Below are 20,168 nucleotides of genomic sequence, written 5' to 3'. Positions count from 1 at the left end.
TCCCATGCTCGCAAAATGCCCGAACACGGTGAGAGTGCTGCGATTATTAAATTTTGGCAAGCAAAAGTTTCTTAACGCGTTTGTGCCGGCGGCTGCCTTCGGGCCGCATTTTTGCGCTCGCGGAGCAAAATTTCATTCGTCAGCAGCCGTGGAGGCACGCTTTATATTGTTGGCAATATAGTTTGGGAGCAGATTTTGCCAAAAATGCAACGTTAACGCGACTGCGTAAAAGCTAAAGTTTTTTTCTTTTCCGAACGTTCAACCCAAATTTGGGCTCGGTTTCAGTCTGCCCGAAGCGCGACGGCGCGCTATTTCGGGCACCACTTCAACCAGAAGCATGGCGGTGAACATCAGTGCGCAGCCGGCGTAGCCGAGCGGCGGCATGGTTTCACCAAGCAGCAGGGCGCCGAGCGACGCGCCGAAGAGCGCTTCAGAGGACAGGAAGATGGCTGCCTGCGATGGCGTCGTGTAGCGCTGGCCAATGATCTGAAGCGAGAAGGCGACACCCGAGGAGAAGATCCCGACATAGAGAATTTCCGGGGCCGCAGCCCATATCGCCGCCCAGCTGATCGGCTCCGTGACGACCGCAACGGCGAGCGCGCAGGCGCCGGTAACGGCAAACTGAGCGGCCGAGAGGGCAAGCGGACGGCCGGTTTCAGATACCGTGGTGCCAGCCAGTGTGATCTGTCCGGCCCAGAAGATTGCACAAACGACCGTCAGCAGGTCGCCGGTCGTCAGTGCCGACAGCTGTCCGCCCGACAGCAAGTATATGCCGGATACGGCCATGATCGCACCGGGCCAGATGATCCAGTGCGGAGAGCGGCGCAGGAAGACCACGGCGATCAATGGCACGATCACCACGTAGAGGCCGGTGATGAAGCTGGAATTCGTCACCGTCGTCGTCTGCAGGCCGATCTGCTGGGTGGCGGCGCCGCCAAACAGCGCAAGACCGGTCAGCAGGTAGAGCTTGAGGTGGCGAGGCGCGGTCTTGACCGGGCCCTTGCGTGCCTCAAAAAGCATGAACGGCAGAACCGCCAGCGCAGCGATCATGAAGCGCAGGCCAATGAACCAGAACGGACCGATCGCCTTCATTGCCGTCGACTGCGCGACAAAGCCGCCACCCCAGATGGCAGCTGCAAGCAACAAAAGAAGGTTCGCCTGAATGCGCGTCATTTCGTCCTCGATGCGGGGAGAGGGGGGTGTCGTCGAGCGTTAGCAGTTGCCTTTCGTTGGGGCAAGGGTGAAGACTGTCGCGAGGCGTCAGCCCATGAGAGCAAAAACCGATGACGACGAAAGCGGGTTCATTGCCCCTGGAACGCGAGGAAAAGGCTCCGCTTGCGCCGGCTGGATACTCCGGCAGTTCACTCACGCGAAAGCTTGGCCTCAAGGAAGGGCGAGCGGCACTGCTGGTCGGCGTGCCTGACATTGCTGAGCTTAGAGGCTTCCATTTCTCCTCTGTCGACACGGCCGTCCCGGCAGTGATCGAGCGTCGCTTCGACTATGTGCACGTGTTCGAAACCCGCCTGCCACGTCTGGAAGATATGGCGCAGTCTTTGTCCGGCGTTCTCAGGCCCGACGGGATGCTCTGGATTTCCTGGCCCAAGAAAGCCGCGCGAATGCCGACAACAATCACCGAAGACGTGCTGCGATCGATTTTTTTGCCTTTGGGGCTGGTTGACGTAAAAGTCTGCGCAATAGACGAGACGTGGTCGGGGCTAAAGTTCATGATCCGAAAGGAACTGGGCGCCGGTCTCTAGGCTTCGCATCAGCCATTGTCCGCCGGTGCTCGCGACACCCTGAGCAATGCACCATCGTCTTCATCCGTAAGGATCAGCAGGGCGCCGTCGGGCGCGACGACCACATCACGCATGCGGCCATAGGAGCCATCGAATAGCCGCTCCTCGGCGACGAAGGCTCCGCCATCGTCGCGCTGCAAACGCGAAAGCAGTTGGAACTTCAGCGCCGCGACAAGAAAATTGCCATCCCATTCGGGGAACATCTTGCCGCGGTAAATGACGAGCGCTCCCGGCGCTATGGACGGGTCCCAATAATAAAGAGGTTGCTCAAGTCCTTCCTTGGCCGTGCCTTCGCCGATCTCGGCGCCGGAATAATCACGGCCATAGGTGATGATCGGCCAGCCGTAGTTCTTGCCGGGCTCGATGTCGTTGATCTCATCGCCGCCGCGGGCGCCGTGCTCAACCGTATAGAGCTTGCCGTCGGCGGCATCGAAGGCGATGCCTTGCGCATTGCGATGGCCTTTCGACCAGATTTCCGGGAGCGCCTTGGCGCCGTCCTTGAAAGGATTGTCGTCAGGAATGCTGCCGTCAGCGTTGATGTGAATGATGGAGCCGGCGTCGTCCTTCCAGTCCTGGGAGCGATCCCTGTCGCCGCGGTCCCCGATGCTGATGAACAGCGAGCCGTCCTTGGCGAAGGCGATGCGGGAACCGTACTGGATATTGCCACCGGTGAAGCGCTTCATCGCAAAGATGGAGTTGACGTCATCGAGCCTGGTTCCTTCCTTTGACAGCGTGGCGCTGAAGGCCTCGGTGCCGGAGCCGCCCTTGGCCCTTATGGCAGCGGTGAGGAATATCTTGCGGCTCGTTGCGAAATCGGGTGCGAGCGCAACATCCATCAGGCCGCCCTGACCGCGGGCACTGACTTTGGGTACGCCGGCAATGGGAGCGGAGAGCTTGCCGTCACGGATTATGCGCAGCCGCCCCGGTCGTTCGGTGACGAGATAAGAGCCGTCGGGAAGAACCTCCACGGCCCAGGGGTGCTCAAGCCCGGTCGCAATCGTATCGACCTGAACCTCGACGGTCTTCGTCTTGACCGCATCGGCCGCCAAGCTCGGGGAGGGAAAGACCGCGGCTGCTAGAAAGAAGCCGACGTGAAGCTTTGCAAAGATCGTCATGGTCCGTCCCATTGCCTGTCCTGATCAACGTGGAGCATCCGACACCTGCTTCAACCTCATTCGGCTCGGGATAACGGCTTTGTGTTTGTCGATGGTATCGCGCCGGTCGGTTGCGGATCGACGAGTTCCGCTTCGACGATATAGCGCAGCGGGCCGCGTTGCGTCGCGCCGAAAGGCCAGCAGGTCGCAAGCACGAGATGGCGACCTTGCGCTGCCGGATCGATCCCGCTTCGATCCCATGGCACGATGCGGCCTTCGCCCGCCTTGAAGGTCAAGACCTTGCCGTCGCGACGTGTGACCTCGATTTCGTCGCCCGGTTTGACATCCTTCAGCCAGCGGAAATGCGTGTCGCGATGGGCCGCGATGACGGAGGTCCCTTCATCGCCGGGTTGGGGCGTATCGGTGAGCCAGGCGGGGCCGAAGGCCAGAGCCTCGCCGGAGGCGCCGGACAGGACGATCGCATGCTTGCCGAGGCGCGGCGCAGTCACCTCCGCCTCGGTCGTGAAATCCGCCCAGGGCCAGGGCCTGGCGTCTTCGCCGCGGAGTTCGGCGGCAAAGGCTCGCTTCAGGAGGATCTGTGACAATTCCGCCTTGGCCTTGATGTAGAGTCCATCGGCGACCAGTGCCGTTCCGTAGAGAGCAAGGAGGGCGATGCTGACGGCAATTGCCTTCTCGACGACGGAGAGACTGGGCAGGAGCGAGCGGTTCTCGCGCTCGGTGGCTGCATCGTAGGCGGTCGCCGCAGCCGTCGCCATGGCGAGCTCGAGGTAGGTCGGAAGCGGGCCGAACTCGTCCACGTCCTGGTTTCGAACTCCTGATCTTGCGCTGGCGGGCGTCATGGCTTGGCTCCTGCAAAGACGCCGCGCACGCGCCGGCGCCAGACGGCAAGCCCGCTTGCCGCCATCAGTGCGGCGAGAAGCATGACGATGCCGCGGACAATCTTTTCGTCAGCACGCGTTGCCGTTTGCGGCAGCTTTACCGACGCGGACTTCTGGGCAATCAGCCCGGCTGCTTTCGCCGTCGGGGCAGCAGCCATACGCGATGCTGCCAGCTGCGCAAATTCCTGCTGGGGCGTTGTTATCGCGTGATCGGGCGCGCTGGCAGGTGCGGGCCGGACGTCCTCGCCGCCGACCTTCTCGAAATCCCAACGGTCAGGGAGGTTGAGCGGCAGCTTTGCCGAGCCAAGCGGCTCACCGGCGGGACGCGACGGCGTGACGTCGACTGCGACGAGGCTGGTCACCCGCGAGACGAGGTGATGGGCGAGCGCCACCGTCTCGATGTCCTTGTCGAGGGAGGTTCGGTCCTCGCGCTCGTAGGCGCGGGCTTCGAGGTCGTCGATCTTGCGACGGGCCCAAAGCTTCGAAATTCCCTGGCCGTCAGCAGCCTTGGCAATATCCATATCGACGCGCCAGGGTTGAACGCCGGTCTTGCCTATGATCTGGAGCTTGCCGGCGGGTTTTTCTTCCGGCAGTTCGGCGGTCAGGACGACCGGCTCGCCGGTGTAGAGGTCAGGCATCGGAGCCGGGGTGATATCCTTTGCCTTGACGCCTTGGAAGGTTGCCGCGATGTCGGTCATTGCCGGGTTCTGAAGCTTCGCGAAGAGCTCGCCCATGCGGCCAGCGACCTGGTCGGCGGAGCCGATCTGGGTGAACGTACCGCGGCCCATCTCGGCGGCCTTGGTCATGAAATAGGCGTTCGGCGCCGAACCGATGCCGACGGTGAAGACGCGAGCCTCGCCACGGTTCTGGCTGATCTCGGCAAACAGCTGCTGTTCATTGCCGATCGCGCCATCGGTCAGGAACACGACCTGGCGAAGCGCGCCGTTGGCGACGGGGCCCTGGTTGCGCAGGCCATCCTGCAATGCGGGCAGCATTTCGGTGCCGCCATCGGCGGTCAATCCGCGAACGTAGGCAATGGCCTTCTCGCGATTGTCGGGCGAGGCTGCAACGAGGCCGTTGAAGTAGTCGGTCATCGTGTCGTCGAAGCGGATGACGTTAAAGCGGTCGTCGAGATTGAGCTTCGAGATGGCAAGCGCCAAGCTTTCCTTGGCCTGCTCGATCGACGGGCCGGACATGGAGCCGGAATTGTCGATGACAAAGACGACCTCACGCTTGGCTGCGGGCGAGGATGCATCGGGCGTTGCCGGCGGTGTGACGAAGGCGAGCAGGTAGGCCTTGCCGTTGACGACTTCACGGAAAAGCCCGGCACTTGGCGTCTTGCCGGGCGCAGCCCTCCAGGTGAGTTCGAAGTCCTTGTCTGCCGCAACGCTCTCGCCCTTCAACGAGATCATCCGGTTCTGGTCGCCGTCCTGCTGGATGTCGACGTCGTGGAAGGAGGATGTCACGTCGCCGAGCACGAAGCCGGCCTTCAGATTGACGGTGAGCGCAACGGGGTTGATCTTGGCGTTGTCGCGCGGATCGAGAACCGGAGCCTCGATCTTCTCGCGATTTTCCACCGGATCGTTCGGAATTGCGAAGCCTGCGCCGTTGTTGAATTCCACGGTCTGGACGATTGGCGCCGGATTGTAGCGGGGGGCGACGACCATCGGGAAGCGCAGCGAGAACTCGCCGCCGGATTGGTGGACCGCCTGCTGGTATTCGATCTGCACGACAATCGTTTCGCCGGGGCCGATGTTGGCGACCTGGTTGGTGAAGATGTTGGGCCGCTGCTGCTCGAGAAGGGCTGCCTTCTTGCCTTCCGCCTTGGCCTGTTCGTAGATCTCGCGCGCTTCCCGACGCGGCTTGATCTGGCCCTCGATGAAGCGCTCGCCGATCTGCATCTTCAGCACGTCGACGGCGGAATTCTCAGGCAGCGGAAAGACGTAAGTGCCCTCGACCCAACCCTTGCTTGGGTTCTGGAAGCGCTGTGTGACCTTGACTCGCGCGATGGGGCCGGAGACATCCATCTGCACATCGGTCTTTTGGCGCGGTGCCTCGACGAAGAAGCCGGGCTCCCTGGCGGGAAGGAGGAGGGAGCCGCTGTTGACGTCGTTCGGCCGCACGAGGCCGGCGAACTGCTCGACCGTCTGCTGGCTTTGTTCGGCGTAAACCGTCGTGACGAGCCCGAACGTCATAAGGATCGACGCGGCGAAAGCCACGAATGCAACCAGCAATGAGATGGATACGCGACTGGCGCGAACGCGCCTTATGACGAACTCGTCTTCCAGAAACATGGTATGCCCTCAATAACCAATGTCGGATGCACCAAGATGCGGCTTCGATCTCGGCGTGCTCGCGACCGAATTGCGGCATGCCGCGGCATTTGTTGCGGCCAATTCGTGGCAAAGCCTGAAAAAGGCGAAGTTTTTGATTTCAGGGCGTAAATCGGGCTCTCTTCAGAAACCGATTCAAGTGCTTCGCAAAATGGTGCATCGGGCCGAGTGGGCGATGTCGCGAATCGACAATCGCGTGAGCCGACTGATCACGAAGAATCATTGGCACCATCACGCCTTTGCGCTTGAAATGCCTGCTGACATTGGACATAGAGCTTAGCGCAGAACTCCGGTCCCGGCTTTCTGCCCAAATCAACCGTATAGGACCGATATCATGGCCTTTCTTGCCGATGCTCTTTCCCGTGTGAAGCCTTCAGCCACCATCGCCGTTTCCCAGAAAGCGCGCGAGCTGAAAGCCAAAGGACGCGATGTGATCGGCCTCGGTGCCGGTGAGCCCGACTTCGATACGCCAGACAATATCAAGCAGGCCGCCATCGACGCGATCAATCGCGGCGAAACGAAGTACACGCCGGTATCCGGCATTCCGGAACTGCGCAAGGCGATTGCCGCGAAGTTCAAGCGCGAGAACGGCCTGGAATACGCCTGGGAGCAGACGATCGTCGGCACCGGCGGCAAGCAGATTCTGTTCAACGCCTTCATGGCGACCCTGAACCCGGGTGATGAAGTCGTCATTCCAGCCCCTTACTGGGTGTCCTATCCGGAGATGGTGGCGCTGTGCGGCGGTACGCCTGTCATCGTTTCGGCGACGCAGGAAAGCAACTTCAAGCTCCAGGCGGCCGATCTCGACAAGGCGATCACGCCGAAGACGAAGTGGTTCGTCTTCAACTCGCCGTCCAACCCGTCGGGCGCTGCCTATACGCATGCCGAACTCAAGGCACTGACGGACGTGCTGCTCAAGCATCCGCATGTCTGGGTGCTGACCGACGACATGTACGAGCATCTGACCTATGGCGACTTCAAGTTCGTCACGCCTGTCGAAGTCGAGCCGAAGCTCTACGACCGCACGCTGACCATGAACGGCGTCTCCAAGGCCTATGCGATGACCGGCTGGCGTATCGGCTATGCGGCAGGTCCAATCCAGCTCGTCAAAGCGATGGACATGATCCAGGGTCAACAGACCTCGGGTGCGACGTCGATCGCCCAGTGGGCCGCTGTCGAAGCGCTGAACGGCACGCAGGACTTTATCCCTCAGAACAAGAAGATCTTCGAAGGCCGCCGCGACCTCGTCGTGTCGATGCTGAACCAGGCCAAGGGCATCACGTGCCCGTCGCCGGAAGGCGCGTTCTACGTCTATCCGTCCTGCGCCGGCCTGATCGGCAAGACCGCGCCCTCTGGCAAGGTTATCGAGACGGACGAGGACTTCGTGTCCGAGTTGCTTGAAAGCGAAGGTGTCGCCGTCGTTCATGGCTCGGCTTTCGGCCTTGGTCCGAACTTCCGCATCTCCTATGCGACCTCGGAAGCGCTGCTTGAGGAAGCCTGCAAGCGCATCCAGCGTTTCTGCGGCGCCTGCAAGTAAGCAGTTCAGGAACGAAATGCAAAAAGCCCGGCGAATGGCGTAATGCAGTTCACTTAGGTTTGCTTACGGCTCTTATCGGGTATCTGGCAGGCAGTTTTTTGACGACACGGGGGCATGATCGCCCCCGTTTTTCTGTCAGCAGCAAGTCTGCCAATCTGTTTCTCAATCTGGTGAGGTGGGCGGGGATTTTGCCGGGTGCTTCGATCGCCATCCATCCCCATTCGTGACGCAGGTAATGCAGGGCTGTGATAAAGCTTAGTCGGGTTGGCTCGACTTGGGCTTCGGTCGCGACCTCTGCCATTTCGAGCCGCACCAGATTGTAGGCCAGCAACGCGCCCCAGACCTCCTGATAGACAGTCTCCGGCGTGCCGCTTCGCAGGGTCAGTTCGCTACCGAGAAGCTCCTGCTTGAGTTCGCGATAACTTGTCTCGATGCGCCATCGCTCTTCATACTGATGGACGATTTCGCTTGCCGGATAAGTTTGTCTGTCCATCAGCGATGTCAACAATATGCGCTTTTTGCCATGGCTGGTGGTCGTCTCGATGGCCCTGACCTCCCAGAAGGCCGGCAAGTCCGGTTCTGCCTGCCGCGCCTGGGGCGAGACCTTCATGCGCACCCGATAATCGGTGGGGTGCGGATCCAGTCGTTCCCATGTGCTGTTGGCTTTGGCCGGAATCAGCCAGTGACGCTCATGTCCCTTCGTCTGCAATTGCAAGAGAAGGCTGGCACTGAAGAAGCCCTTGTCGAAGACCGTCAGCGAATGGTCCGGAACCCGGTCGAGCAGGCTTTTGGCATAGAGCATCTCGTTTGTGCCATAGGCTCCGAACACCGCATCACGCACCAGATGCGTCGCCAGCGCCGTCAGCGTCAGCAGCCGCAATTGCGGATAGCTTGCGACAACGCCAGACGCGTAGGCCTGCGCTCCAAAATGCGCCCGGTTCTCCGGGCTGTCGGACGTCCGCAGCGTGCTGCCGTCCACGGCATAACGACAAAGACCCCGCCAGGCACGCCCGGATTGGTGGCGTTCATCCCAGCATGATGCACTCATTGCAAACAACTGCGCCAACGGTGCCTGACCCAAGCGCTGCCGTGCCTGTGTCAACGCGCTCTTGGCAATATCCGCGTTGACCTCATCGGGCAAAACCAGATCAAGATGAGCCACCACCTCCGGGATCGACTGATGACGATAAAGGGCCAACGCAATCACCAGCCAGACGACCTGCTCGGCTGGCAGCTTGCGCTTGCGGATGCTCGCCTTGCCTGTCGTGGCGAGAGCCTGAGCGATCCAGTCCGGGTCGATCGCCTGCGAAAGAGCCGATAATTCGGCCGAATGTCCAAGGGTGCGTGACATCACAAACAAAAACAGGATGGGAAAACGAATCCCCATCCTGAACCATCAAACTTGCCCGCAGCTCACTAAGTGAACTGCATTACGGCGAATGGCGGGTTTTTTGTTGCTCGGCGTCGCCAACCGGCTGAGATGAAAGATCGACCGAATTCCCAGCGTGGAGCGCCATGTTCCCCACCTCGTACCGCAAGGCGCCGCTTGCGCCCGATCCGGTGGGATCGCTTCAACCAAACCAACGCCCAAATGCGCCGCAGGTGCCCTCGGTCATTCCGTGATCGGCGTTGCATGGGACGATTTCCCGGCCCGCGCGTGCGCTTCTTGCTCAAGGCGCATCGCCCTCAGTCGCGCAGTCTTCTCATTTCTGGCGGTAGCGACGGCGTCGATTTTCAAAGCCTCCTTGGTGCGGGACAACATTTGTGTCTGTGTCAAGCCGAACGCCGCTTCTGCGCGTTCGCGGCTTTTGCTCCATGGTTCATGCATGCGGCGGGTCCTCGTTGTAGGGTTGGTTTTCGATAAGGGCTTTGGTGCAGGAAAAACGAACCAGCGATCAATCTGCTATCTGAAATCCGACAGTTTCAGGATGATCGAATTTTGTCGTTTAGAACCGTACACGCGTTTGGCGACATCTAGAATTCGGGTTCGAAGCCCGTCAAATCCCGCGAGATAGTCGCGTTCCGATGTGGCTGCCGGGCAAGGTCCCTTCGTCAGCACGTCAATATCCATCGAGAAACGAATCTCGAACATACCATCATGGCCGAGGAAGCGGATGCGCCTGGCGGTTTCGTCATAACTTCTGGCGCGGTTGGGAAATGCGATTGCCATAATGCGCCTCTTGTTCTTCTGTTGGATCGCGTTGTCGGCAAGATCGCCGTCGCGCGGTCTGCCGGCAGCATCACTCACCGGTGCTGGCATCCTTGGGAAGGGCAGTTTCGATTTCCTGCGAAGACACACTCAGCCGCTGCCTGGTGCCGATGCGCGTTGCAATCGCCGGTATTTCGAGATGGGTCCTGGTTCTCCTGAAGGCGGAAAATCGAAGGCCTTCGATCTCTTCCTCGTCGACGATCAGCCGATAAGGCCCGGCTTCCAACGCAATCATCTGCGCCTTTAGAACGAACGGATGGGCGAACGTTACAATGCACTCTATGCTGGAGCCGGAAGACATGCTGTCCTCCTTTGTTGGGGCTGGCTTTGGTGGGGCTGGAACGCTCCTGATCGTCCGCACGGGGGCAGCGTCCGTTTGAGATGCCGCCGATACCATGGACATGGTGTGCACGCATACGAATTGCAAGGTGCGATCTGCTCGCCGTAGCGACAGAACGATCGGACACATTTCACACAATCAAAGCCCCAATGCCGACAGCATCAGGAACGTTGCGAAGAGGATGAAATGCGTCATGCCTTCTATGGCATTGGTTTCGCCGTCGTTGAGGTTGATGGCCGCCGCAACCAGGGTGATCGCCACCATCACGGTCTGGACCGGTGTCATCGCCATGATCAAGGGCTGGCCGCTATAGAGGGCGATCGCCTCCATCACCGGAACCGTGAGGATGACAGTCGACAGCGACGCGCCCATGGCGATATTGACGGTCGCCTGCATGCGGTTGCGCAGCGCCGCACGCAGCGCCGTCAGGATTTCAGGCGCTGCGGAAATCGCTGCGACGACGATGGCGGTCAGGGCAACGGGAGCGCCGGTGTCCCGCAGGCCCTCCGTCATGAAGGTGGCCATGAACTCCGCAAGGAGGCCGATGATGACCACGCCGATCAGGATCGTGGCGATCGAGGCGGCCGTGGAATCCTCGCTCGAGTGCTCCTTTGGATCGGTCTTCTTCCGTTCGTTGCGAGGGTAGGCATAGCTGAAGAAGTAGCTGTGCTGGCCGACCTGCATGCGCAGGAAGAGGCCGTAAAGAGCGATCATCGCCAGGATGGTGAAGGCGGAGTAGAAGTGCCACTTATCCGCCGGCACGAATTCAGGGACGATCATCGAGATACCCATCGCAGTGAGGATCATAACGCCATAGGTCTTTCCCGAGTTGTCGTTGTATGGCTGCTCTCCGTGCTTCAAGCCTCCGAGTAGGGCGGCAAGGCCAAGGATGCCGTTGATGTCGAGCATCAGGGCCGCATAGATCGTGTCGCGAACGAGCGTGGGGGAGCTTTCGCCACTCATCATGATGGCGAGGATGATCACCTCCACGGCAACGGCCGACAGCGTCAGGATCATCGTGCCGTAGGGATCGCCGACCTTGATTGCCAGCACCTCCGCATGGTGGGCGACGCGAACCGAGGCAAAGACGATGGTGGCGACAAGGAGGGCTGCGGCGATGAGCGATATCCCGCGCCCCATCTCAAGAACCGCATGTTCCGTCACATAGGCGACAGCCGCGACCACCATCGCCAATACCAAGAGCATTTCGTCTTTCAGTCGCGACACGATATCCACGGAAAGCTCCGATCTTGAATCATCGGGCAAGTCTAAAGCGATGATTTTGCATGGCAAGCGAGCACGGGGAGGGAGCGCGTTTGCAGTCTTGAGAATTTAATGGAATACTACCCCATCGGTCAGCCGGAAGCACATCGCGGCGCCCTCTCGTCTCTTGCAACGCGGCCCGCGCAGAACTGGATGCAATCCGGTCAGTATTCGAGCGCGAAACAAGAAGAAGTGGAGTGAGATGCATGGTCAAGGTGGTCTACGAGGTCGTTCCTCACGACGGGGGCTGGGCCTACCGGTTGGGCAATGTCTATTCGGAAGCATTCCCGACACACTCCGAAGCGCTCGAAGCAGCCCGTATCGTTGCGGCCGAACAGCAGGTTGGCGGTGATTCCGCGGAGATCAGCTGGCAGGATGATAAGGGTAAATGGCATGAGGAGTATGCCGAAGGCGGAGACCGGCCGGAAACCGAGGTGGTCGACGGCACCTGGAAAAGCCATTCAAGCGAAGCCTCGCCTCGCGCATGAGCATACGGTTATCGTCCAAACGATGATCAGCCCGGGCGCTTGCGCGCCGTTGCCTTCACGTAATTCATCAGGCCGTCGACCAGTGCGTCGAATGTGACGCGGTAGCGGCGTGCAGTTTTGATCCCCTCGTGCATGACGACCCAAGTGTCGAGAGGTATCCGGAAAAGCTCCGGCAGGACCGGCAGCAGATCCGGCTCCCGCGCTGCGAGGCCGGTCTGGCAGATTCCAATCCCTAAGCCGGCGCGAATCGCCGAAATCTGCGCGAGCGGGTTATCACTCTTGAAAGCGAAGGGGAGGCCGTCCGGCATTGGAAAGCGCGCCATCATGGTCCGGATGTAGGCTGTCTGTCGGTCGAAGCCGACAAGGCGGTGTCCTGCGAGGTCGGCCATCTCCTGCGGCATGCCGTGCTGGGCGAGGTAGCGTCGATGGGCGTGAAAGCCGAGCGGTATCTCTCCGATGCGCCGGAAAAGAAGCTGATCCTGCGCCGGCTCTGCCATCCGTACGGCGATATCTGCCTCCCGATTGAGAAGGTCCTCGATGGCGTCCGACGCCGAGAGCTCGATATTGAGCTCGGGATGGGCCGCCATCAGCGGTGCGAGGATCGGCGGTAGAACCTCGACACCGATGACCTCGCTGGCACTTATCCTGACTGTGCCGGCAACTTGCTCGCGATGCCCCGACGCCGTTCGCATGAGGGCGGCGGATGTCGACGCGAGCGTTTCGGCATAAGGCTTCAATTCAAGCGCTGCATCGGTCGGCAAAAGACCGTTCGGTGAGCGGACGAAGAGCTGCGAGCCTATCGCGTCCTCCAGCGCATCGATGTGCCGCCCGACCGTCGGCTGCGTCAGGCCCAATTCACGCGCTGCCGCCGAAAGCGATCCGTGGTCCAGCACGGCCAACAGCGTTCGGTAGAAATGCCAGTCGGGTTCTCTGCTCATGTATTTATGTATATCGGCCCTACGAATTTCGTCAATTTTGTTTATGTAGAAATGCGGGCATGATCGGGTCAGTCGAACATGACGGAGACCATCATGACTGAAATCAATGGGCAGGTTGCTTTGGTGCTCGGTGCAACAGGCGGGATCGGAGGCGAGGTCGCTCGGAAGTTCGCCGCACGCGGTTGGCGGGTGAGGGCGCTGAACCGGGATGCCGCAAAGGCCCGCGCGAAAGCGCCCGACTTCGATTGGGTGCAAGGCGATGCGATGCACGCCAACGATCTCATGACTGCGGCGCAAGGCGCCAGCCTTATTATCCACGCAGTCAATCCGCCGGGCTATCGCGATTGGGACAAGCTCGTCCTTCCCATGCTCGACAACACCATCGCAGCCGCGCGTTCGGTCGGCGCGCGCATCGTTCTGCCGGGTACCGTCTATAATTTCGGACCGGATGCATTTCCAGTCCTTCGAGAAGACAGCCCGCAACACCCTGTGACGGTGAAGGGAGCGATCCGCGTCGAAATGGAACGGCGACTGGAGGTGGCCTCGCGCAGCGGCGTACCGGTCATCATTGTGCGCGCCGGCGATTTCTTCGGACCGGGAGCCGCCAACAGCTGGTTCTCGCAGGGCATGGTCACACCGGGAAAGCCGGTGAACGCCGTCAAGAATCCGGCGCGGCGCGGTGTCGGGCATCAATGGGCCTATCTGCCTGATGTTGCAGAAACGATGGTCCGTCTCGTCGAATGCGCTGAGCGCCTGCCATCGTTTGCCGTCTATCACATGGACGGCTTCTGGGACGCCGATGGCTGCCAGATGGTGGCTGCGATCAAGCGGGTGGCCGGCAAGGCAACAAGGACGCAGGACTTTCCTTGGTGGATCGTGCCGCTGGCCGCTCCGTTCGTCACGTTCATGCGTGAGCTGAAGGAGATGCGTTATCTCTGGCAAGAACCGCTGCGGATGTCGAATGAACGATTGGTCTGCGCGCTCGGCAGCGAGCCGAATACGCCAGTCGACGAGGCCGTTCGCGCCTCCTTGGTCTCGCTCGGCTGCATGCCGCCAGCAGGGCCGGAGCACGCGTTGGTGCAGGCAGTCCACTAGCACCTGTTTAGGGTTGCATTGCCAAGGCGTCTGCGGATAGCCTTTGATGTCGAGCGTGTCGCCGTTGCTGCGTCACGGCGCGCGCGTGACCGAGGCCGCCAATTCAAAGAGCGATCATATCCAAGGTCGGCTCAAGAGGATGGACAATGACCAAGACAGCGAGTGGAACCAGGCCGACACTGCTCTCAGACGGCAATCCCCAGATTGCCAAAGCCGAAGGCGATGCGCCCGTACAGGCTTACATCGCCGCCATGCCAGGCTGGAAAAGCGACCTTGGACGCCGTCTGGATGCGCTCATCGGGCGAACCGTGCTCGACGTCCATAAGGCAGTCAAATGGAACTCGCCGTTCTACGGCATCAAGGGTGAGGGCTGGTTCCTGAGCTTTCACTGCTTCACCAAGTACATCAAGGTGGCTTTCTTCCGCGGCAGCTCTCTGGAGCCGGTGCCCCCAGGGGTGTCAAAACAGAAGGAGGTGCGTTACCTCGATATCCGTGAAGACGACCAGCTCGATGAGGCTCAGTTCGCCGACTGGGTGAGACAGGCAAGTCGGTTGCCTGGTGAACGAATGTGAGAGCGCTACGAGGCATTCTCATCGTTGGAGGGTTGGTGAAGGGACTGCCGCAAGGTTGGAATTGGAGGAATTGGATACAATGGATGCATCGGAACGCATTGATCAATTGATCGAAGGAATCTCAGACTGGCGCGGCAAGACGTTCGCCAGTGTCCGTAAGACCATTCTCGAGGTCGACCCGGAGATAATCGAGGAATGGAAATGGATGGGAAGCCCGGTCTGGTCCCGCGACGGAATGATCGCCGTTGCCAACGCGCACAAGGGAAAGGTGAAGCTTACCTTTGCTCATGGGGCGAACATCCCGGATCCTGCCAAGCTCTTCAATGCGGGCCTCGAAGGCAACGCGCGGCGCGCCATCGATTTCCTCGAGGGCGATGACATCAATGAGCCCGCTCTCAAGAAACTCGTCCGGGCCGCTATCGATTACAACAAGAACAACTTGAAGAAGAACGCGCCCGCCAAGGCGAAAGCGCGCAAAACCAAAGAGGCGTAACGCCAACGGTTGTTCTGACGGATTGCAGCATAGTGGCGTTTCTTCGCTGTACCGGCCTCGCTCCGGCAGGGCGTCCGACGCCAGGATCCGAGCACGGCGCGCTGGATGGACGGCGCGGCTAGCCCTGCTGCAGTTCGGCAAGCGCAATGCGCGCCGCAGCGAGTGGACTTTCGGCCAGTTCCGTCGATCCGTCGCCGAGAAACCAGGCAGCTGACAGGCCCGAATAGGCAGCAATCCATTGCAGCAGGCGTTTCGGCTCAAGGCCTGCCTTGGTCGCGACGATGCCAAGCTGCCTTCGCAGGCGGCCGGGAGTACTTGTTGTCGGAAGGTCTTGGTTGACGAAGATGTTGGCGTAATCAAAACCGCGTTCGCCGATGAGGCCCTTGGGGTCGATCGCCAGCCACCCGTGCTGTTCGAAATCGAGGATGTTGTTGTGGTGGATGTCGCCGTGCAGGACGACGGGATCGCCGTTGTCGGCAAGCAGTGCTGCGGCAATCAGGTTGCACCGAGCCAGTATGCCGCCATAAACGTCTGCCGCAGGCGCGAGGTCGCGAAACCAGCGGGCAAGCGGAATGAGCTCGGGCCGGGGGCGTTCGCGCGGGGCGTGAAGCTTTGCAACCGTGCTGCAAATGATGCGGGTTGCCGTATCGTCGGCGCCGTCCATTGCCATTGCCAGAAGCGAGCGGCGGCCCATCGCGCGCTCGAGCAGAACGGCCTCGCTGTCGTGCGCGTACACCCTGGCTGCGCCGACGCCGTCCCACCATTGCATCAAGGCGCCGCCAGCCCGCTCGGCCGCATCGCTTGAGATTTTCAGCATCGCGGGTTTGCCGTCCCAGGAAACGGGCAACAGGTGGCTGGAATGGGTGATGATCGGTTCGCCGTCGACGCTCAGTCGCCAGCGCTTGATGTGCGGTAAGAACATGGCGTCATGCTAACAGGGCGCTGGAAAAAGAAAATCCCGCCAGATGGCGGGATGTCCGTTGGCGTTTGCGGGCTCAGGCAGCCTTCACTTGCGTTGGATAGTCTACATATCCCGTGGCACCGCCACCATAAAGCGTTGCCTGGTCGAACCCGGCGAGGGACACGTTGTCCTTGAGGCGCTGGACGAGGTCGGGATTGGAGATGAACGGTTTGCCGAACGCGACGAGGTCGGCGCGGCCGCTCTCTACAGCGTCGATCGCCATGTCGCGGTCATAGCCGTTGTTGACCATCCAGCTCGCCTTGCCACCAGCCTTTTCGTAGGCGTTGCGGAGCGCCTTGTAGTCGAAGGGCTTGTCGCCTTGCTGATAGTCGCGATCACCTCCGGTCGCGCCCTCGACGATGTGGATGTAGGTGAGGTCATACTTTGCCAGGCCTTCGACCACGTAGGTGAAGATGGACTGTGCATGCGGGTCGGAGGAGTCGTTTGCCGGCGTCACAGGTGAAATGCGGATGCCGGTGCGGCGAGCGCCGATCTCGGCGGTGATCGCATCGACGACCTCAAAGAGGAAACGTGCGCGGTTTTCGGCGGAGCCACCGTACTGATCCGTGCGGTCGTTGATGCCGGAGCGCAGGAACTGGTCGATCAGATAACCGTTTGCGGCGTGGATCTCGACGCCGTCGAAGCCGGCTTCGATCGCGGCGCGCGCTGCCTTGCGATAGTCTTCAACGATGCCCGGGATTTCCGATGTTTCAAGGGCGCGCGGCTCAGACGTCGGTACGAAGCTTCCTGTACCGTCCGGGTTGACGAGATAGGTCTTGGATTTTGCAGCCGTATTCGTCGAAGAGACCGGCTTGCCACCGTTCGGCTGCAGCGTCGTGTGCGAGATACGGCCGACATGCCACATCTGAACAACAATCTTGCTGCCTGCCGCATGCACGGCATCGGTCACTCGCTTCCAGCCGTCGATCGCTTCCTTGGAGTAGAGGCCGGGAACATCTGCGTAGCCCTGGCCCTGATGCGTAATGGCCGTTGCTTCGGTGACGATCAGCCCAGCCCCTGAGCGCTGGCGGTAGTATTCGACGTTGAGGTCGTTCGGAATGGCCCCCGGTGAGCGGTTGCGAGTGAGTGGCGCCATCACGATATGGTTCTTGAGGGTAATGTCGCCAACCTTTGTCGGTTCGAAAAGCTTGCTCATGGGAGTCCTTTCTTGCTGCGGGAAGATCACTCGGCCGAGGCGGACGCGCCTGCCATTCGGCAAAGGGACGGGTGAGGGCTGTTGCGATGCGCCGATCAACGGCGGCAGCCGCAAGCGGTGCGCGTTGCATCTGAGCCCGTGTTAGAAAGTCGTCCGCCAGTCGCTTGGCGCTCATCATGCCGAACGCAGGCGCTCAGGCAGGGCAGCGCAGAGGCGACCGGCATCCTACAGATCCTTCGAGAGTTGATTGAGGAAAGCCGCGATGGTCTCCTCGTTGCGCTTGTAGAAGATCCATTGGCCGACGCGTCTTGTCGTCACGAGGCCGGCCCGGCTCAAGGTCCCCAGATGCGCTGAGACGGTCGATTGCGATAGGCCGCAGCGCTCGAACTGGCTGGCGCATATGCCCATCTCAAGCGGGTGCTCCTGCGAGGAAAAGTGCTTTTCGGGGTTCTTCAGCCAGTTCAGGATTTCCATCCGTGTCGGATGGGCGATCGCCTTCAGGATTTCGTCTTTTTCCATCGCCGTTCTTCGAATTATAAATCGTTTATAGGCGTTATATGGATTGCTCGTTTTCGATATGCAAGTCACGACGGCGTGAAGTGTTGCATTTCCCGGCCTGGCTAAATTTTGGGCAAAAAAAGAGGGCCACCGAAAGATCGGGGCCCTTTAAAGGTGTGAAGGTCAATAAACCTCCAGAGGGGAACAGCTGACGCGGTGGCACTGGGAGAGAAACCACGAAATGCATCAACTGATTGGGATATGATGCTTTGGGAGGCAGATTTCAATGCATGTTTGCGCATGCCTGCTATGCGCTGCACAATTCTGCTGCACTGCGAAAAAATCGGGCAAAAAAAGGGCCACCGAAAGATCGGGGCCCTTATAGGTGTGAAGGTCAAAACCTCCAGAGGGGAACAGCCAATGCGGTGGAACTGGGAGGAAAAGCCACCATGTGCATCAGCTATGTGCGATATGGTGTTTTAATGAGCAAACGGCAACCCCGTTTTATGCATGCCAGACATGCGTATATTGCACGGCTTGTATTTCCGAACGAAGCAACTAGAAGTTCCAGTTGCGCGCCTTGCTGACAATGAAGTCGCGGAAAGCCTTCAGCTTCGCGGCATTCTTCATTTCGTCGGGATAGCAGAAGTAGGTATCGAACGACGGCACGTCGGCGTTGATCGGCAGCTGGATGAGGCCAGGGTCGCGGCCGACGATGTAGTCGGGCATGCAGGCGATGCCCATCCCGAGCAGGCACGCGCGCTTGATCGAGGTCTGGCTGTTGATCTGCAGATGCGGGATGCGCTTGTTGTCGGACGATCGTCCCGCGACTTCCAGCCAGTTGACATCGAGCAGGTAGCTCGGCGCGGGCTCACCGAACGTAATGATGCGATGGTTGTCGAGATCTTCGACCGTCTGCGGCTCGCCGTGCCGGTTGATGTACGAGGGGGCCGCATAGACGTGCATATGAACGGTGAACAGCTTGCGCTGGATCAGGTCCGATTGCACCGGCTGGCGCAGGCGGATGGCGCAATCGGCATAACGCATGTTCACATCCACTTCCTCGTTGTCGAGGATCAGCTGAATCTGGACATCCGGATAGAGTTGCATGAACTCCTGGATCTTGTCCGTCAGCCAGCCTTGACCGAGGCCGACCGTCGTGGTCACGCGCAGCTTTCCGGTCGGCGTTTCCGTCGTCTCGGTCAGCTGCATCTTCACCGTTTCGAGCTTCAGCAGCACATCGTGAGCGGTGCGATAGAGCAGTTCGCCCTGTTCCGTCAGGATCAGACCGCGCGCATGGCGGTGGAAAAGCTTGGTGCCGACGTCCTGCTCGAGCGCGCTGACCTGGCGGCTGATCGCGGACTGGGACAGATGCAGTTTATCCGCCGCATGCGTGAACGAACCCGCTTCGGCAGCTGCGTGAAAGATACGCAGCTTGTCCCAATCCAATGGCATTCCCCCACCCCTCATAGCCGATCCTACTCCGCGGCAACCGCGACGGGCATATGGCCCGTCAGATATCGTTCGGCTTCGAGAGCTGCCATGCATCCCAGACCGGCGGCGGTAATCGCCTGGCGGAAGGTATCGTCGGTCACGTCACCAGCGGCATAAACGCCTTCGAGGCTGGTTGCCGTCGAGTCAGGCGCGGTCCAGAGGTAGCCATTGTCCTTCAGCTTCAGCTTGCCCTTGAAAAGCTCGGTGGCCGGCGCGTGGCCGATCGCAACGAAGACGCCGTCGACGGCAACCTCGGTGATCGCACCGGTGCGTGTGTTACGCAGGCGGGCGCCGGTAACCGACGGCGGCATCGGCGGCTTGGCCGGCGTGCCGGTAATTTCGGCCACTTCGGTGTTCCAAAGCACTTTGATGTTTTCCTTCGAGAACAGACGTTCCTGCAGGATCTTTTCCGAACGGAAGATGTCGCGGCGGTGCACGACCGTCACCGACTTCGCGATGTTGGAAAGGTAGAGCGCTTCCTCGACGGCGCTGTTGCCACCGCCGACGACGATGACATCCTTGTTCCGGTAGAAGAAGCCGTCGCAGGTCGCGCAGGCCGAGACGCCGAAGCCCTGGAAATGCTGCTCGCTTTCGATACCCAGCCACTTCGCTTTGGCACCGGTTGCGATGATCAGCGTGTCAGCAGTCCAGACCTGGCCGCTATCGGTGCGCGCCACGAACGGGCGCTGGTTCATCTCGACTTCGGTGACGATGTCATTGACGATCTCTGCGCCGACATGTTTTGCCTGCTGCAGCATCTGGTCCATCAGCCACGGTCCTTGGATAGGATCGGCAAAACCTGGATAATTCTCCACGTCAGTCGTAATCATCAGCTGTCCGCCTTGCTCCATCCCGGCGATCAGCACGGGCTTCAGCATTGCACGTGCTGCATAGACGGCAGCCGTGTAGCCGGCAGGGCCGGAGCCGATAATGAGCACCTTGGTGTGGCGGGCGGACATGGGTATTTCCTTTTCGACTGTCGGGAGGGCGGCGGCTAAGAGG

21 protein-coding genes are annotated in these 20,168 nt (G+C 60.3%); 7 read left to right on the top strand and 14 right to left on the bottom strand.

What is annotated here, in order from left to right:
* Positions 1-258: 258 nt before the first annotated feature.
* Positions 259-1,173 carry a DMT family transporter gene (locus LPU83_RS52665; protein WP_024313845.1) on the bottom strand — a complete coding sequence of 305 codons (915 nt, stop codon included), beginning with the start codon at positions 1,171-1,173 and terminating at the stop codon, positions 259-261.
* Positions 1,174-1,283: 110 nt separating this feature from the next.
* On the opposite strand from LPU83_RS52665, the gene LPU83_RS52660 reads away from it, so the two are divergent.
* A complete protein-coding gene (locus tag LPU83_RS52660; protein ID WP_051166635.1) occupies positions 1,284-1,757 on the top strand; it encodes a class I SAM-dependent methyltransferase in 474 nt (157 codons plus the stop codon).
* A gap of 8 nt (positions 1,758-1,765) precedes the next feature.
* On the opposite strand, the gene LPU83_RS52655 is transcribed toward LPU83_RS52660, so the two are convergent.
* Genes LPU83_RS52655 through LPU83_RS52645 form a run of 3 tightly spaced genes read right to left on the bottom strand, consistent with a single transcriptional unit; the run spans position 1,766 to position 6,083 of the window.
* Positions 1,766-2,911 (bottom strand): PQQ-dependent sugar dehydrogenase, encoded by a 1,146-nt coding sequence (locus tag LPU83_RS52655; protein ID WP_024313843.1) that lies wholly within the window; start codon positions 2,909-2,911, stop codon positions 1,766-1,768.
* 56 nt (positions 2,912-2,967) lie between these two features.
* Positions 2,968-3,750 carry a class GN sortase gene (locus LPU83_RS52650; RefSeq protein ID WP_024313842.1) on the bottom strand — a complete coding sequence of 261 codons (783 nt, stop codon included), beginning with the start codon at positions 3,748-3,750 and terminating at the stop codon, positions 2,968-2,970.
* On the bottom strand, positions 3,747-6,083 hold the full coding sequence (locus LPU83_RS52645) for a marine proteobacterial sortase target protein (protein ID WP_024313841.1): 2,337 nt from the start codon (positions 6,081-6,083) through the stop codon (positions 3,747-3,749). The genes LPU83_RS52650 and LPU83_RS52645 overlap by 4 nt, the downstream gene beginning before the upstream one ends.
* 19 nt (positions 6,084-6,102) lie before the next feature.
* On the opposite strand from LPU83_RS52645, the gene LPU83_RS52640 reads away from it, so the two are divergent.
* Both LPU83_RS52640 and LPU83_RS52635 read left to right on the top strand, forming a co-directional pair.
* The gene (locus LPU83_RS52640) at positions 6,103-6,402 is read left to right on the top strand and encodes a hypothetical protein (protein WP_024313840.1); all 300 of its coding nucleotides are present in this window, start codon (positions 6,103-6,105) and stop codon (positions 6,400-6,402) included.
* Between the two features lie 54 nt (positions 6,403-6,456).
* Positions 6,457-7,659 carry a pyridoxal phosphate-dependent aminotransferase gene (locus LPU83_RS52635; RefSeq protein ID WP_024313839.1) on the top strand — a complete coding sequence of 401 codons (1,203 nt, stop codon included), beginning with the start codon at positions 6,457-6,459 and terminating at the stop codon, positions 7,657-7,659.
* Positions 7,660-7,708: 49 nt separating this feature from the next.
* Here the strand turns inward: LPU83_RS52635 and LPU83_RS52630 are convergent, their stop codons facing one another.
* The 4 genes from LPU83_RS52630 to LPU83_RS52615 form a co-directional block, all read right to left on the bottom strand.
* The gene (locus LPU83_RS52630; RefSeq protein ID WP_197901934.1) at positions 7,709-9,046 is read right to left on the bottom strand and encodes an IS4 family transposase; all 1,338 of its coding nucleotides are present in this window, start codon (positions 9,044-9,046) and stop codon (positions 7,709-7,711) included.
* 516 nt (positions 9,047-9,562) lie between these two features.
* On the bottom strand, positions 9,563-9,907 hold the full coding sequence (locus LPU83_RS52625) for a DUF1488 family protein (RefSeq protein ID WP_318246552.1): 345 nt from the start codon (positions 9,905-9,907) through the stop codon (positions 9,563-9,565).
* Positions 9,900-10,169, bottom strand: a complete 270-nt coding sequence (locus LPU83_RS52620; RefSeq protein ID WP_024317088.1) for a hypothetical protein — start codon at positions 10,167-10,169, stop codon at positions 9,900-9,902. Before LPU83_RS52620 ends, LPU83_RS52625 begins: the two co-directional genes overlap by 8 nt.
* Before the next feature lie 177 nt (positions 10,170-10,346).
* Positions 10,347-11,444 carry a calcium:cation antiporter gene (locus tag LPU83_RS52615; RefSeq protein WP_024317087.1) on the bottom strand — a complete coding sequence of 366 codons (1,098 nt, stop codon included), beginning with the start codon at positions 11,442-11,444 and terminating at the stop codon, positions 10,347-10,349.
* Between the two features lie 233 nt (positions 11,445-11,677).
* On the opposite strand from LPU83_RS52615, the gene LPU83_RS52610 reads away from it, so the two are divergent.
* Entirely contained in the window at positions 11,678-11,959 is a 282-nt protein-coding gene (locus LPU83_RS52610; RefSeq protein WP_007790042.1) for a DUF2188 domain-containing protein, read from the top strand.
* Between the two features lie 26 nt (positions 11,960-11,985).
* On the opposite strand, the gene LPU83_RS52605 is transcribed toward LPU83_RS52610, so the two are convergent.
* Positions 11,986-12,897: a LysR family transcriptional regulator gene (locus tag LPU83_RS52605; protein WP_024317086.1), complete on the bottom strand. Its 912-nt coding sequence runs from the start codon at positions 12,895-12,897 to the stop codon at positions 11,986-11,988.
* Positions 12,898-12,990: 93 nt separating this feature from the next.
* On the opposite strand from LPU83_RS52605, the gene LPU83_RS52600 reads away from it, so the two are divergent.
* From LPU83_RS52600 to LPU83_RS52590, 3 genes are all read left to right on the top strand, one after another.
* Entirely contained in the window at positions 12,991-13,992 is a 1,002-nt protein-coding gene (locus tag LPU83_RS52600) for an NAD(P)H-binding protein (RefSeq protein ID WP_024317085.1), read from the top strand.
* A gap of 146 nt (positions 13,993-14,138) precedes the next feature.
* The gene (locus tag LPU83_RS52595) at positions 14,139-14,564 is read left to right on the top strand and encodes a DUF1801 domain-containing protein (protein ID WP_029710263.1); all 426 of its coding nucleotides are present in this window, start codon (positions 14,139-14,141) and stop codon (positions 14,562-14,564) included.
* A gap of 79 nt (positions 14,565-14,643) precedes the next feature.
* Positions 14,644-15,057: a DUF1801 domain-containing protein gene (locus LPU83_RS52590; protein ID WP_024317083.1), complete on the top strand. Its 414-nt coding sequence runs from the start codon at positions 14,644-14,646 to the stop codon at positions 15,055-15,057.
* A 118-nt stretch (positions 15,058-15,175) separates the two neighbouring features.
* Here LPU83_RS52590 and LPU83_RS52585 read toward each other — a convergent pair whose 3' ends face one another.
* The 5 genes from LPU83_RS52585 to trxB form a co-directional block, all read right to left on the bottom strand.
* Positions 15,176-15,979: an aminoglycoside phosphotransferase family protein gene (locus tag LPU83_RS52585; protein ID WP_024317082.1), complete on the bottom strand. Its 804-nt coding sequence runs from the start codon at positions 15,977-15,979 to the stop codon at positions 15,176-15,178.
* 73 nt (positions 15,980-16,052) lie between these two features.
* Complete coding sequence (locus tag LPU83_RS52580) at positions 16,053-17,174, bottom strand: alkene reductase (protein ID WP_024317081.1); 1,122 nt, start codon at positions 17,172-17,174, stop codon at positions 16,053-16,055.
* Between the two features lie 225 nt (positions 17,175-17,399).
* Positions 17,400-17,693, bottom strand: a complete 294-nt coding sequence (locus LPU83_RS52575; RefSeq protein ID WP_024317080.1) for an ArsR/SmtB family transcription factor — start codon at positions 17,691-17,693, stop codon at positions 17,400-17,402.
* 537 nt (positions 17,694-18,230) lie between these two features.
* On the bottom strand, positions 18,231-19,127 hold the full coding sequence (locus LPU83_RS52570; protein WP_007534166.1) for a LysR family transcriptional regulator VtlR: 897 nt from the start codon (positions 19,125-19,127) through the stop codon (positions 18,231-18,233).
* A 23-nt stretch (positions 19,128-19,150) separates the two neighbouring features.
* Positions 19,151-20,125, bottom strand: coding sequence for a thioredoxin-disulfide reductase (gene trxB / locus LPU83_RS52565; RefSeq protein ID WP_024317079.1), 975 nt, complete (start codon positions 20,123-20,125; stop codon positions 19,151-19,153).
* Positions 20,126-20,168: the final 43 nt, after the last annotated feature.

This window comes from Rhizobium favelukesii, from assembly GCF_000577275.2.
GTDB classification, from domain to species: Bacteria; Pseudomonadota; Alphaproteobacteria; order Rhizobiales; family Rhizobiaceae; genus Rhizobium; species Rhizobium favelukesii.
This window is presented reverse-complemented; position numbering and strand designations above follow the sequence as displayed.